Source organism: Arthrobacter sp. yr096, from assembly GCF_900108925.1.
In the GTDB taxonomy this organism is placed as follows: Bacteria; Actinomycetota; Actinomycetes; order Actinomycetales; family Micrococcaceae; genus Arthrobacter.
Genome location: NZ_FNYI01000002.1, coordinates 332,708 through 345,126, shown reverse-complemented (window position 1 = coordinate 345,126; position 12,419 = coordinate 332,708). Strand labels below are relative to the sequence as shown.

Genomic DNA, 12,419 nt, shown 5'->3' with positions numbered 1-12,419 from the left:
TCACCCACCAGAAAGAGCAGATGGAATGACACAGTCCACCGCACAGATCCTCGACGGCAAGGCCACCGCCGCAGCCATCAAAGCAGAACTGACCACTCGCGTTTCCGTCCTGGCCGCCAAGGGAATCGTCCCCGGCCTGGGCACCATCCTGGTGGGCTCGGACCCCGGCAGCACCTGGTACGTCGGCGGCAAGCACAAGGACTGCGCCGAAGTGGGCATTCAGTCCATCCGTCGCGACCTACCCGAGGACATCAGCCAGGAAGACCTCCTCACGGTTGTCCGCGAGCTCAACGACAACCCGGAGTGCACCGGCTACATCGTCCAGCTGCCGCTGCCCAAGCACATCGATCAGGACGTCATTCTGGAAGCCATGGACCCTGAGAAGGACGCCGACGGCCTGCACCCCATGAACCTTGGCCGCTTGGTGGCCAACGTCAACGGCGACATGAAGTCCCCGCTGCCCTGCACACCCAAGGGCTGTGTGGAGCTGCTCCGCCGCCACAACATTGAGCTCAAGGGCAAGCGAGTCCTGGTGGTTGGCCGCGGCGTGACCATCGGCCGCCCGATTGGCCTCCTGCTGACCCGCAAGGAAGTCAACGCCACGGTCATCCTGGCCCACACCGGAACGGTGGACCTGCCCGCAGAACTCAAGCAGGCCGACGTCGTGATTGCCGCTGCCGGTGTGCCGCACATGATCAAGGCTGAGGACCTCAAGCCGGGCGCCATAGTGCTCGACGTCGGCGTCAGCCGCGTGGACGATGGCAACGGTAAGGCGGTTGTCACCGGAGACGTGGACCCGGCAGCTGCCGACGTCGCCGCCTGGCTGTCCCCGAACCCGGGCGGCGTAGGTCCGATGACCCGCGCCATGCTGCTCGCGAACGTCGTGGAGAGCGCTGAGCGCCAGGCCGGCATCGCCTAGGTTCTCCGAACTGCAGCAGGGCGCCTACTCCTCCGGGAGTAGGCGCCCTGATCCGTTAACCCGACGACGAACAGCCGCTCCAAAGCTAGGCTCGGTGTATGCAGCCCCGTTCACTTGGACCCCAGCGAATTCCGGGTGCACGCCGGTTCGCCGGCCCTCCCACCAGCTTCCTCGTCATGACGGTAGCTGTGATCCAGGTAGTGGGAACGCTCTTTTCGGCGAGTCATCAGGACGCACCGCGTCCCCTCGATGGGCTCGCGATCCTGTTGCTCCTGGCCGGACCGGCAGGCTTGGCGTTCCGCAGACGGGCTCCGCAGGTAATGCTCCCCGTTGCCCTCACGGCCACAGGGGCCTACTTGGCCCTGGGCTACGCGTGGGGTCCGATCGTGCTCTCCCTGGCGCTGGGCATCGTCCTGACTGCCGCGGCGGGACTGCGCTGGCAAGCATGGACGGGGGCCGGAATCGCGGCAGCCGCGGTCATCACGGCCGCCACCCTGACGGGTGATGAAAACTGGCCCCTGCGGGCGTCCGCCGGCGTCGCCTGGGCAGCCATCCTGGTGCTGATAGGGCAGGGATTCCGACGCCGGAGCGAACGGATAGCTGAATTCCGACGCCGCAGCGAGGAAGCCCGGAAGGCCGAACGCGATGAGTACCGTCTGACGCTGGCCCGGGACATCCACGATGTGGTGGCTCATTCCCTCTCCATGATCAACGTCCAGGCATCAGTGGCCTTGCACGTGGGAGCGGACGATCCGAACAAGCTCAGACCTGCCCTGGAGGCCATCAAAGCTGCCAGCAAGGAGTCGCTCACCGAGGTCCGCCAACTCCTGGGAGTCCTGCGGGAGGATGTTCCGCTGGCCCCGGCCGCGCGGCCTTCATTGGCAAGACTCCCGGAACTCATCCAGAACGCTGAGCTCGGCGGGTTGAAAGTGACGCTGCAGGATCTGTCGAACGCGGAATCCGTCGGTCCGGCCCAACAGGAAGCCGCGTACCGGATCATCCAGGAAGCCCTGACCAACGTCGGGAGGCACTCAGGTGCCCGATCCGCCGTCGTGCGTGTTATCCAAACCGCGGGGGCGCTCACCGTGGCCATAGACGACGACGGCGCGGGCATGGGCGGGGCGCTCCCCGGCAACGGCCTCACGGGGATGCGGGAGAGGGCAGCCGCCTTGGGCGGGACGCTCACCCTGCATGAACTGAAACCAGGCCTTCGCGTCGAAGCAACCTTGCCCACAGAACCAGAAGGAAACCTGCCGTGATCCGCATCCTCCTCGCCGACGACCAAACGCTCATCCGTGCAGGATTTCGCGCCCTCCTGGACGCCGAACCGGACATGGAGGTGGTGGGCGAAGCCGGCACGGGCCGGGACGCCGTTCGCTGTGCAACACGGGACAAGCCGGACGTCATCCTTATGGATATCCGCATGCCGGACGACGACGGACTCACTGCCACCCGGGAAATCCTCAGTGACCCCACCCTGGCCGGTACGCGCATCATCATCCTCACCACCTTCGAACTTGACGAGTACATCGCGGAGGCCGTGCGGTCCGGTGCCGCTGGCTTCCTGGTCAAGGACACCGAACCGGCTGAGCTGATCCGGGCCGTCCGGGTGGTGCACGACGGCGACGCGCTGCTTTCACCGTCGGTGACCCGGCGCATCATGGCCCAATTGGCGTCGCAGAGCAGGGCTGCGGCCAAGGCGGTCCAGTTGGAGCAAGTCACGGAGCGCGAACGCGAAGTGTTGGCCCTGGTAGGGGAGGGCTTGAACAACGCAGAAATCGCCGAGCGACTGTTCATCACGCCGCTGACGGCCAAGACCCATGTTTCGCGCATCATGACCAAGCTGATGGTCCGCGACCGCTCGCAATTGGTGGTCCTGGCCTACGAATCCGGACTGGTGAGGCCGGGCTGGAGCAGTTGACGCCACAGGGGAGACTCCACCGGGAGTAGATGGCCACCCCGAGGTGACTCCCGACGGCGGACGCGTCACCGGCAGCCCGCGACCAGACTCGAACCAGAGCCGAAAGACGGTTCACGCCGGGCACCGGCGGAGAGAGTTTGGATCACTGACATGTTCACCGCATTGACTTCAATCGTCGGGGAGACCACCACACTTGGGGGTGCGCTGGCACAGATACCGGCCACCGTCGCCGCGCACGGTCCGTGGGGAGACGGTGCTGCCTGGCCCTTCTTCCTGTTGTTCCCGCTGTTCTGGATCCTCGTGATCGGCACACTTATTTTCGTGGGCCGCCGTACCTGGCGCCGCAACCACCACTGGGCCGCAACCCAGGGCGCCGAGGGGGTGCTGCGTGAGCGGTACGCGCGCGGCGAGATTGACGAGACCGAGTTCCGGCAGCGGCTGGAGGTACTGCGCTCGCAGCCCGGCAGCTGAACCATCCCCCAACGAACTGAGAGGGCTCTTGCGAAAATATCTGCAAGAGCCCTTTCACATGTCAGGGGGCGCTACTAGTCTGCTGAGGGTGCACAATGAAGCAATCCGCTCTGCAAACCCTTCAGAATCGTCGCTATCCAGCCGTGACATGAACCCACCCACCGTCATCAGCGCGCGGAACCTCACCAAGGCCTATGGTGTCCTCACCGCCGTGGACAACATCTCCTTCGATGTACCCGCGGGGGAGTCCTTCGGCCTGCTGGGACCCAACGGCGCGGGCAAGTCCACCACCATGAAGATGATCGGTGGCGTCTCCCAGCGAACCTCGGGCGCGCTCACCATCATGGGCCTGGATCCCGAATCCCATGGCCCCGAAGTGAGGGCGCACCTGGGCGTGGTCCCGCAGCAGGACAACCTGGATGAGGAACTCAGGGTCCGCGAGAACCTGATCGTCTACGGGCGCTACTTCGGCCTACCGCTGAGCTACCTGCGGCCAAAAGCCGACGAACTCCTGGAGTTCGCGCAGCTGACGGACAAGGCCAATTCCAAAGTGGACGCGCTCTCCGGCGGCATGAAGCGGCGGCTCACCATTGCGCGGTCGCTCATCAACGAGCCACGGATCCTGCTTCTCGACGAGCCCACCACGGGCCTCGATCCCCAAGCCCGGCACATCCTCTGGGACCGGCTGTTCCGGCTCAAGGAAAGCGGCGTGACCCTCATTCTCACCACCCACTACATGGACGAAGCCGAGCAGCTCTGCGATCGCCTGATCGTGGTGGACAAGGGCCGCATCATGGCCGAGGGCTCACCGGCGAACCTCATCCGCGAGCACTCATCGCGCGAAGTACTCGAGCTCAGGTTCGGGTCCGAGCGGAACGCGACCATCGGCGTCGAACTTCAAGGCATCGGCGAGCGGCTTGAAACGCTGCCGGACCGCGTGCTCATCTACGCGCACGACGGCGAGGCCGCGCTGGAGCAGGTCACTGCCCGCGGGTTGCGTCCCATGACGTCGCTGGTGCGCCGCTCGTCGCTGGAGGACGTGTTCCTTCGGCTGACCGGCAGGAGCCTCGTTGATTAGGCGACAGCTGACTGACCAGGCGAACAATCCAAGCACGACGCCGGCGCCTCCGTTACGGGCCCACTCACCTGAGGTTTCGGCTGCCCGGGCGCGCCGTTGGGGTGCCTTCTTCTACGCGGAGCAGGTGCTTCGTGTCATGCGCAATTACGGCTGGTCCGTGGTCCTGTACAGCGTGGGACAGCCGGTGGCGTACCTGTTTGCCATGGGCGTGGGCCTGGCCAGCCTGGTGGATGCCAACAGCGAGTCCGCGTTCGGCGGTGTCAGTTACCTGGAGTTCGTGGCGCCTGCACTGTTGGTCTCCGCTGCGGTGATGACGGCCTCGGGGGAGTTCTCCTATCCCATCATGGACGGCTTCAAGTGGCGACGGGTGTTCTACGGTCCGCATGCCTCGCCACTGATTCCGCAGCAGATCGCCAGCGGCCACATCATGGCCAGCTCCTTGCGGTTTCTCTTGCAATCGGTGGTCTACTTCGTGGTGGTTGCCTTGTTTGGTGCTTCACCGAGCCCGTGGGGTTGGGTGTCTGCCATCGTGGCAACGGTGGCAGCGCTGAGCTTTGGTTTGCCGCTCATGGCCTATGCCGCAAGCATCACCCAGGACAAGGGGCAATTCGCCTTGGTTCAACGGTTCGTTGTGATGCCGCTGTTCCTGTTCTCCGGGACGTTCTTCCCGCTGGATTCACTGCCGATCGCGGTGCGTTGGATCGGCTGGATATCACCGGTGTGGCATGGGACCGAGCTGGGCAGGGTGTTCACCTACGGGATGGACCAGGATCCACTGCTGACCATCACCCACGTAGTGTTCCTGCTGGCCACCGCCACTGTTGGCTGGGTGCTTGTCCGGCGCCAGTTCGTCAAAAGGATGGGCTCATGAGTGTCCTGACAGGTGGCCACAGTGCCACAGACATGGCCCGCGAGCGGAAGTTCGGTTCCTTGTACTCCCGCAACGCGAAGGCTGTTGTGGGCCGTGGGCTCATGGCGGCCAAGTCCAGCACCTGGCTGGTGATGGTGTCCGGTTTCTTCGAGCCAGTGCTGTTCCTGCTGGCCATGGGCGTGGGTATGGGCTCGATTGTGGGAACGGTTGAGGGGCCGGGCGGCGAGGAGATCAGCTACGCGGCCTACATTGCCCCCGCACTGTTGGCGGTCTCTGCCATGAACGGGGCCATTTACGACTCCACGTGGAATGTCTTCTTCAAGATGAACTTCGCCAAGCTGTACCAAGGGATGCTCTACACCTCCCTGGGGCCGCTGGACGTAGCCATTGGCGAGATCTTCCTGGCCCTCCTGCGCGGGTTGCTGTATGCCACAGGATTCACCGCCGTCATGGGGGTGATGGGGTTGCTGACCAGTTGGTGGGCCATCCTGGTGATTCCCGCCTCGGTGTTGATCGCGTTCGGCTTCGCGAGCTTCGGGATGGGTATCACCAGCTTCATGAAGACCTTTCAACAAATGGACTGGATCAACTTCTTCCTGCTGCCCATGTTCCTGTTCAGTGCCACGTTCTACCCGCTGAGCGTCTACCCGCAGGTCATCCAGTGGTTCATCCAGGCCATGCCCCTGTGGCACGGCGTGGAGTTGTTGCGGCAGATCAGCGTTGGCTCGTTCAGTCCGGCAACTGCCATTCATGTGGGGTACTACGTGGTGATGATCGCCCTGGGCATCATGCTGACCACCGGAAGGCTGCGCCAGCTGTTCCTGAAATAGGAACCGGCCGGCGCAGCCCGGACCGGCTCTAGGCCGTCTCGATCTCGGCCATGGTCAGCTTGGCGTTGTCGCGCAGGCCCCAGGAGCAGAGACCCATCACGGCCAGTGCGGAGACGGTGTAAATCACGACGCCGATCGGGTCACCGTGGGTGGCTATCAGCAAAGCCGTGGCCACGGTGGCTGCCGTACCGCCACCCAGGGCTGAGCCGATCTGGTAGCTGGCCGAGATGGCCGAGTAGCGGGATGCTGCCGGGAACTGTTCACTCAGGAAAGCGGGCAGGGGCCCCTGCGGCACCGTGTTGAGTGCGCCGCCTAACGTGAACATCAGCAGGGCCAGCCACCCTGTGTGTGTCTCGATGGCAGGGAAGAACGCCAGGAAGTAGATGATGAGCATCGCCGCGCCGCCCACCATCACCGGTTTGCGCCCGATCTTGTCCGAAAGGATCGCGGCGAGGGGTGCGGAGATGACGCTGGCCACCGCACCCCATAACTGGAACTGCAGCGATTCGCTGCCCGTGTAGCCGTGCTGGAGTACGTACGACATCAAGAATACGGTGGCGATATAGGTGAAGGTGTTGTAGCCGTAGCTGACGCCGATGGACATCAGGATCCGGCGGGGGTGCGACTTCATGACAGCGAGCAGTGGAATGCGGGGTGTTTCCGCAGTGGAGGGCCTCTCGTCCTGCGGGAGCGTCAAACGTGCCACCAGGCCAGCTACGACCAACAATCCGCCGATCCAGAACGGTACACGCCAAGCGAAACCGGCCACGTCGCCACCGGCAACGGCGTCGGTCAGCGAGAACACTCCAGACCCCAGCAGCACACCCAGTCCGATGCCCATGCTGGTGAAACTGCCCCAGAAGCCGCGTCGGCCTGCAGGTGCCGCTTCGATTCCCACCAGGGCAGCCCCGCCCCATTCGCCGCCGGCAGAGAACCCCTGGACCAGGCGCAAAGCAATCAGCAGAAGGGGAGCTGCCGCACCGATCGAGTCCGCGCTGGGGAGGCAGCCGATCAGGAACGTGCTGCTGCCCATGAGCAAGAGTGTCAGGATCAGGATCTTGCGCCGGCCGAGGCGGTCCCCGAAATGACCCAGGACTATTCCGCCCAAGGGACGGGCCAGGAAGCCTGCACCAAAGGAGGCGAATGCCACCAATGTCCCGGTCAGCGGGTCCAGGCTGGGAAAGAAGACTTGCGGGAACACCAACGCGGCGGCCAAGCCGTAGATGGTGAAGTCATAGAACTCCAATGCGGTTCCAAAGCAGGAGACAAAGAAGGTGCGCAGTGCGGATACGGAGCGCTTGGCCTGAGGAGCTTGCGGTTCCAGCGCGACGTCGGGCCGAAGGGATGGCGGCATGGAGGTGCCTTTCGTTTGAGTAGTGGTGCGGGTGGTTGGGGAAAGATGTCAGAAAGTTTGGAAACCTGCGGAAGCGGCGTCGGCAGGATTTGCGGCCGCATAGTCCAGGGAGCCGTCGCTGGCATTGACGCTGATGGTCAGCAGCGTCTGCCACTGTTCATGCCGCGGGGCGGACGCGTCGGGATGGAAACAGACCACGGAGGACGCGCCCTCGGAAGAGCAGAACTGCTTGGCCCTGTCGGTGACGCCCAGACCGGTCAGCTCTGTCCGCACCCGCCCAAGGTGGGCCAGTCGCTGGGGCGACAACGCGCCGTCGTCGATTGCGTCGCCCTGCGCCAAGTGCGGATCGAGGAAGTGGTTCGTGTGGAGCAGCCAACCGTCACTGCCGGTATCCACGACGGCGGTGCCGGCGGGGGAAACCTCGATGCTCACAGCCCGGCGCGTGGTGCTGACAGCGGTTGCCGTGAACACCGTGTAGACAGTGGAGGCACTCACCCTGGCTGACGAAGCGATGGCGATCGCGTCGTCGATGCTGGATGCCTCATCGAGGATGCGGCGGGCGATGGCGTGGACGGGCACGCCGGCGGACTCGTCATCGCTGCGATGAGCCAGGATGTTGAAGTGCAGGCCAAGGCCCTCGCTGTTCACGCCGATCTTGCCCAGCGTCCCGAACTCCGTGAAGGTCTTGGTGATTCGTCCCGGAGAAGGCGTCACCTCCAGCAGCAGTCCCTCTGGAGCGAGGTGGTGGTGCCAGTCCCAGGTTTGCAGGGTCTGCGGGGCCGCCGCCCCGGCAGGTACGTAAACCGCCGTCGAACATTCATGAGAGCCGGGCTTCTTCGGGGCGGCAGCCAAAATCTCGGTACGGGAGTTCACCACACTCAGCTGCCAGGTTTCCAGTCCGGCACCTTCAGCCCATCCCTCCGCTTCTTCGGCGAGAGCGGGGCTCCAGGCGCTCAGGGCCTGGTGGCTTTGCTCGGCGATGGTGCGCACCGTCCGGGCATCGATGCCGAGGGTAGCGAAGAAATCGCCGTAGAGCTTTGCGGTGTTGCGTGTTTGCGCGTTCCAGGTGCTGCCGATATCCAGGCCGCGCTCGCGGGGATTGAGCGCGGCGGAAGTATGGCGGTGAAGCTGCATTGGTCTCCTTGAGGGCGCCAGCCCGCTTGGGACGGACGGCGCCGGAATGATGTGGATCACTTGTGACGCTCAAAGTACGGAACAAAAACGTTTTTGTGTAGCTGGTTCCGAAGATTTATTCTTGTGGTCGCACGTCTGATCCCCAGGAACCACAGATTGGGAGCCAATGGCCCGCGAACTTCAGCACGGAGCCACCATTTGGGATGTCGCCCGCAGGGCCGGAGTGTCCATCACCACGGTGTCGCACTCCCTCAATGGCAAAGGCAACATCAGCCAGGCCACCCGGGAGCGGGTTCGTGCCGTCGCAGCGGAGATGGGCTATGTGGCGGATGCCATGGCGCGTGGGCTGCGAAGCTCAAAGATGAATGCGATCGGGCTCGTTTTCCGGTCCCTGGACAGTCTGGGCAACTACGGCCCCAACGGTGTGGACGTTTTCATGAAACTTGCCGGAGCGGCAGCATCGGAGACGCTCAACCGGAACCTTGGCCTGATGCTGGTCCCGGACCTGAGCCGCGGACCCTTGCCACCGTTCTCCATGTCCCTGGACGGGTACATTGTCTTCGCCCCGCATTTGGACGACCCCGTGGTGGCGTTGCTGGAGAAACGGGGAATCCCTTACGTGACCTGGGATCGCGACCCGGGCCGCCCCGATTTCCGGAACTGGGTGGCACATAATGACGCCGCGTCGACGCGGACCGTCCTGGACCATCTGGCAGCGGCAGGTGCCCGTTCCATCGCCTACGTGGGCGGCACGGACAGGAATGCCTGGAATTTCGATTGCGAGGCCGCCTATGTGGCGTGGTGCCTGGAAACCGGAGCTGAGCCAAGGATCTACCACGTTCCCGAACGGGACGGCGTGGAGGGTGGCCAAGAGGTGGGCGGACGGATCCTGGCCGATGGGTTACCCGGTGCGGTGTTCTGCCTGACGGGCAGGCACGCCAGTGGCGCAGCCCAGGCCCTGCAAGAGCGGGGGGTCCGCATTCCGGGGGATCTCCTGGTCTGTACGGGATCGGATTCCGAACACTCACGGCAACACAAGCCCCCAATTTCCGCCCTCGACGTGGATATTCCAGCCGCGGCGGCGGCACTGGTCCAGCGGCTTTGCGAGGTCATGGAAGGAGCGTCGGAGCCGGAGCCGGTACTCCTGGCCGCACGGTTCCTGCACCGTAAATCCACCTCACCCGTCAAGGGGCGGACCAAACCGCGCCCGGGATCCTAGGCGGGCCTGTTCGCCGTCCGTGGAAGCGGGCGTGGGCACCTTTCCACGTTTGAGACAATTGAGCCATGCAATCTCTCGGTGACCCGCACCCGTCCACGTCCCCCGCTGGCAAAAGCATGTTCAAGGGCTTCCGCATTGGCGGCCTGGGGATGACTGTCGTCATCATCGCCTTCCTGGTGGCCGTCATTTTCGCCGCCAACCAGAACGATGTTGTGGGTTGGATCGTGGCGGTGGTTGCCTTTGGCTGGCTGGCCCTCGCAGCCTTTGTTGTGCTGAGCATCCGCAGGGCCGCGCAGCGGGCCGGTGCAAAGCTGACCGAAGCGCAAAATGCCTTCAACGCAGCAGCCGGCCGCGCGCCGTCGTCGTCCACGGCGGACAATGGTGGCACCCGGGTGGTTGCCGAGCGCAGCCAGGCGGACGAGGTACGCGACCTCAAGCTGGACCACTCGTTCAAGATCGTCCAAGTGCAGGTCCGGGTGGTCGACGAGGAACGGGCCAAGGGCGCAGCGGCGGACCAGGACACCATCAACCGCGCCCTGGAAACCATTGCCATTACAGCAACCAACGCAAGGGACATGATCAAGTCCTCCGGCGGCTCGGACGAGCCCATGGCCGGCACCATCATCGACTAGAGTGGACCGGGTGAGTACGGCATTGAAGAAGGACTTCCTTCGCATCGCATCAGTAAACGTCAATGGCCTGCGGGCTGCCTACAAGAACGGCATGGCGGAATGGCTGGAGCCTCGCGAGGTAGACATTCTCTGCCTGCAGGAAGTCCGCGCGCCGGACGACATCGTCAGGAAGCTGATCGGCGAAGGATGGTACATCCTTCACTCCGAGGCCGAAGCCAAGGGCCGTGCCGGCGTGGCCATCGCGTCCCGCGAGGAACCCACGGCAACCCGCGTAGGCATTGGTGACGACTACTTCGATAAGTCAGGCCGCTGGGTTGAGGCGGACTTCTCCGTCAAGAACAGTGCGGGCGAACCCGCCACTCTCTCCGTCGTCAGCGCCTACGTGCATTCCGGAGAAGTGGGAACCCCCAAGCAGGACGACAAATTCCGTTTCCTGGACGCCATGAGCATCCGGCTGCCGGAACTTGCCAAGCACAGCGACCATGCGCTGGTAGTTGGCGACCTCAACGTCGGACACACTGAACTCGACATCAAGAACTGGAAGGGCAACGTCAAGCGTGCCGGCTTCCTCCCGGAGGAGCGTGCGTACTTTGACCGCTTCCTCGGCGAAGAAATCGGATGGAGGGATGTCCACAGGGGCCTGGCAGGAAATGTCGCCGGCCCCTACACCTGGTGGTCCCAGCGCGGTAAGGCCTTTGACACTGACACTGACACTGGCTGGCGCATCGACTACCACCTGGCCACTCCTGGTCTCGCAACTGCCGCATTCTCGGCTGTAGTGGACCGGGCGCCTTCGTGGGACACCCGCTTCTCTGACCACGCACCGCTGGTAGTCGACTACCGGCTCTAAGCTTCCTAAGGTATTGCTCCATGACTAGTTCCACCACGACTGAAACCGGCACCGCTGCCGCTGTGACCGATCCCAAGCCCGTGACGTCCACCAAGCTGGCCGTTGGCGCCAAGCACCGTGTCCTGTCCGGCATGCAGCCATCCGCCGACTCCCTGCATTTGGGCAACTACCTGGGCGCCCTGGTCAACTGGGTCCGGATGCAGGACGAGTACGACGCCGTCTACTTCATCCCGGACCTCCACGCGATCACCGTCCCGCAGGATCCCGCGGAACTTGCACGCCGCACGCGTGTCACCGCGGCCCAGTACATTGCCGGTGGCGTGGACGTGGACAAGTGCACCCTGTTCGTTCAGTCGCAGGTTCCGGAGCACGCGCAGCTGGCATGGGTCCTGAACTGCATCACCGGCATGGGTGAAGCGGGCCGGATGACCCAGTTCAAGGACAAGGCCCAGAAGCAGGGTTCGGACCACGCCAGCGTTGGCCTGTTCACGTACCCCATCCTGCAGGCCGCCGACATCCTCCTGTACCAGCCGCACGGTGTGCCGGTAGGTGAAGACCAACGCCAGCACGTGGAACTCAGCCGCGACCTCGCCAACCGGTTCAACAGCCGGTTCGGGGAGACCTTCCAGGTTCCCGAGGCCTTCATCCAGAAGGAATCGGCAAAGATCTACGATCTCCAGAACCCCACGGCCAAAATGTCCAAGTCGGCGGAGTCGCCCGCTGGCCTGATCAACCTGCTGGATGATCCCAAGACCGTAGCCAAGCGCATCAAATCGGCTGTCACGGATACCGAGACTGAGATCCGCTACGACCGCGAAAACAAGCCCGGCGTGTCCAATCTGCTGACCATCTTCTCAGCCATCAGCGGCACACCGGTGGAGAAGATCGTGGCGGACTACCAGGGCAAGATGTACGGCCACCTCAAGGTTGACCTCGCAGAGCTGGTCTCCGGCCACCTGGCTCCCATCCGGGAACGCGCCAACGAACTTCTGGCGGATCCGGCGGAGTTGGACCGGCTCCTGGCCCTCGGGGCGGACAAGGCCCGCGATATTGCCTCTGCCACCTTGGCCGACGTCTACTCCAAGGTCGGGTTCCTGCCGTACCGCGGAGCCGCAGGCGTCGAGCAGGGAGCCCGCTAAC

General features: G+C 64.0%; 13 protein-coding genes. 11 read left to right on the top strand and 2 right to left on the bottom strand.

The features are described 5' to 3' along the window. Positions 1-25 precede the first annotated feature (25 nt). From BMY91_RS06330 to BMY91_RS06300, 7 genes are all read left to right on the top strand, one after another. Positions 26-919: a bifunctional methylenetetrahydrofolate dehydrogenase/methenyltetrahydrofolate cyclohydrolase gene (locus tag BMY91_RS06330; protein WP_090819999.1), complete on the top strand. Its 894-nt coding sequence runs from the start codon at positions 26-28 to the stop codon at positions 917-919. A gap of 98 nt (positions 920-1,017) precedes the next feature. Beyond that, positions 1,018-2,178, top strand: coding sequence for a sensor histidine kinase (locus BMY91_RS06325; RefSeq protein ID WP_090819994.1), 1,161 nt, complete (start codon positions 1,018-1,020; stop codon positions 2,176-2,178). After that, the gene (locus tag BMY91_RS06320) at positions 2,175-2,840 is read left to right on the top strand and encodes a response regulator transcription factor (protein ID WP_090819991.1); all 666 of its coding nucleotides are present in this window, start codon (positions 2,175-2,177) and stop codon (positions 2,838-2,840) included. Before BMY91_RS06325 ends, BMY91_RS06320 begins: the two co-directional genes overlap by 4 nt. A 150-nt stretch (positions 2,841-2,990) precedes the next feature. Continuing rightward, complete coding sequence (locus tag BMY91_RS06315) at positions 2,991-3,311, top strand: SHOCT domain-containing protein (protein WP_143054040.1); 321 nt, start codon at positions 2,991-2,993, stop codon at positions 3,309-3,311. 148 nt (positions 3,312-3,459) lie between these two features. After that, positions 3,460-4,389: an ABC transporter ATP-binding protein gene (locus BMY91_RS06310; RefSeq protein ID WP_090819988.1), complete on the top strand. Its 930-nt coding sequence runs from the start codon at positions 3,460-3,462 to the stop codon at positions 4,387-4,389. 136 nt (positions 4,390-4,525) lie between these two features. Next, positions 4,526-5,260, top strand: coding sequence for an ABC transporter permease (locus tag BMY91_RS06305; RefSeq protein ID WP_254779615.1), 735 nt, complete (start codon positions 4,526-4,528; stop codon positions 5,258-5,260). Beyond that, positions 5,257-6,090 carry an ABC transporter permease gene (locus BMY91_RS06300; protein WP_090819981.1) on the top strand — a complete coding sequence of 278 codons (834 nt, stop codon included), beginning with the start codon at positions 5,257-5,259 and terminating at the stop codon, positions 6,088-6,090. The genes BMY91_RS06305 and BMY91_RS06300 overlap by 4 nt, the downstream gene beginning before the upstream one ends. 28 nt (positions 6,091-6,118) lie before the next feature. On the opposite strand, the gene BMY91_RS06295 is transcribed toward BMY91_RS06300, so the two are convergent. Together BMY91_RS06295 and BMY91_RS06290 are read right to left on the bottom strand one after the other, a co-directional pair. After that, a complete protein-coding gene (locus tag BMY91_RS06295; protein ID WP_090819978.1) occupies positions 6,119-7,444 on the bottom strand; it encodes an MFS transporter in 1,326 nt (441 codons plus the stop codon). Between the two features lie 48 nt (positions 7,445-7,492). After that, positions 7,493-8,578, bottom strand: a complete 1,086-nt coding sequence (locus tag BMY91_RS06290; RefSeq protein ID WP_090819975.1) for a C45 family autoproteolytic acyltransferase/hydrolase — start codon at positions 8,576-8,578, stop codon at positions 7,493-7,495. Positions 8,579-8,744: 166 nt separating this feature from the next. Between BMY91_RS06290 and BMY91_RS06285 the strand changes: the two genes are divergently transcribed. The 4 genes from BMY91_RS06285 (at position 8,745) to trpS (ending at position 12,418) form a co-directional block, all read left to right on the top strand. Then, a complete protein-coding gene (locus BMY91_RS06285) occupies positions 8,745-9,797 on the top strand; it encodes a LacI family DNA-binding transcriptional regulator (protein ID WP_090819972.1) in 1,053 nt (350 codons plus the stop codon). Between the two features lie 65 nt (positions 9,798-9,862). Beyond that, positions 9,863-10,429: a hypothetical protein gene (locus BMY91_RS06280; RefSeq protein WP_090819969.1), complete on the top strand. Its 567-nt coding sequence runs from the start codon at positions 9,863-9,865 to the stop codon at positions 10,427-10,429. 10 nt (positions 10,430-10,439) lie between these two features. Then, positions 10,440-11,279 (top strand): exodeoxyribonuclease III, encoded by an 840-nt coding sequence (locus BMY91_RS06275; protein WP_090820670.1) that lies wholly within the window; start codon positions 10,440-10,442, stop codon positions 11,277-11,279. Between the two features lie 20 nt (positions 11,280-11,299). After that, the gene (trpS, locus tag BMY91_RS06270; RefSeq protein ID WP_090819966.1) at positions 11,300-12,418 is read left to right on the top strand and encodes a tryptophan--tRNA ligase; all 1,119 of its coding nucleotides are present in this window, start codon (positions 11,300-11,302) and stop codon (positions 12,416-12,418) included. Position 12,419: the final 1 nt, after the last annotated feature.

What these genes read in the sequence shown, in the direction of transcription:
- BMY91_RS06330 (WP_090819999.1), top strand. Translation starts at nt 26, where the DNA reads ATGACACAGTCCACCGCACAGATCCTCGACGGCAAGGCCACCGCCGCA.
- BMY91_RS06325 (WP_090819994.1), top strand. Translation starts at nt 1,018, where the DNA reads ATGCAGCCCCGTTCACTTGGACCCCAGCGAATTCCGGGTGCACGCCGG.
- BMY91_RS06315 (WP_143054040.1), top strand. Translation starts at nt 2,991, where the DNA reads ATGTTCACCGCATTGACTTCAATCGTCGGGGAGACCACCACACTTGGG.
- BMY91_RS06310 (WP_090819988.1), top strand. Translation starts at nt 3,460, where the DNA reads ATGAACCCACCCACCGTCATCAGCGCGCGGAACCTCACCAAGGCCTAT.
- BMY91_RS06305 (WP_254779615.1), top strand. Translation starts at nt 4,526, where the DNA reads ATGCGCAATTACGGCTGGTCCGTGGTCCTGTACAGCGTGGGACAGCCG.
- BMY91_RS06300 (WP_090819981.1), top strand. Translation starts at nt 5,257, where the DNA reads ATGAGTGTCCTGACAGGTGGCCACAGTGCCACAGACATGGCCCGCGAG.
- BMY91_RS06295 (WP_090819978.1), bottom strand. Translation starts at nt 7,444, where the DNA reads ATGCCGCCATCCCTTCGGCCCGACGTCGCGCTGGAACCGCAAGCTCCT.
- BMY91_RS06290 (WP_090819975.1), bottom strand. Translation starts at nt 8,578, where the DNA reads ATGCAGCTTCACCGCCATACTTCCGCCGCGCTCAATCCCCGCGAGCGC.
- BMY91_RS06285 (WP_090819972.1), top strand. Translation starts at nt 8,745, where the DNA reads ATGGCCCGCGAACTTCAGCACGGAGCCACCATTTGGGATGTCGCCCGC.
- BMY91_RS06280 (WP_090819969.1), top strand. Translation starts at nt 9,863, where the DNA reads ATGCAATCTCTCGGTGACCCGCACCCGTCCACGTCCCCCGCTGGCAAA.
- trpS (WP_090819966.1), top strand. Translation starts at nt 11,300, where the DNA reads ATGACTAGTTCCACCACGACTGAAACCGGCACCGCTGCCGCTGTGACC.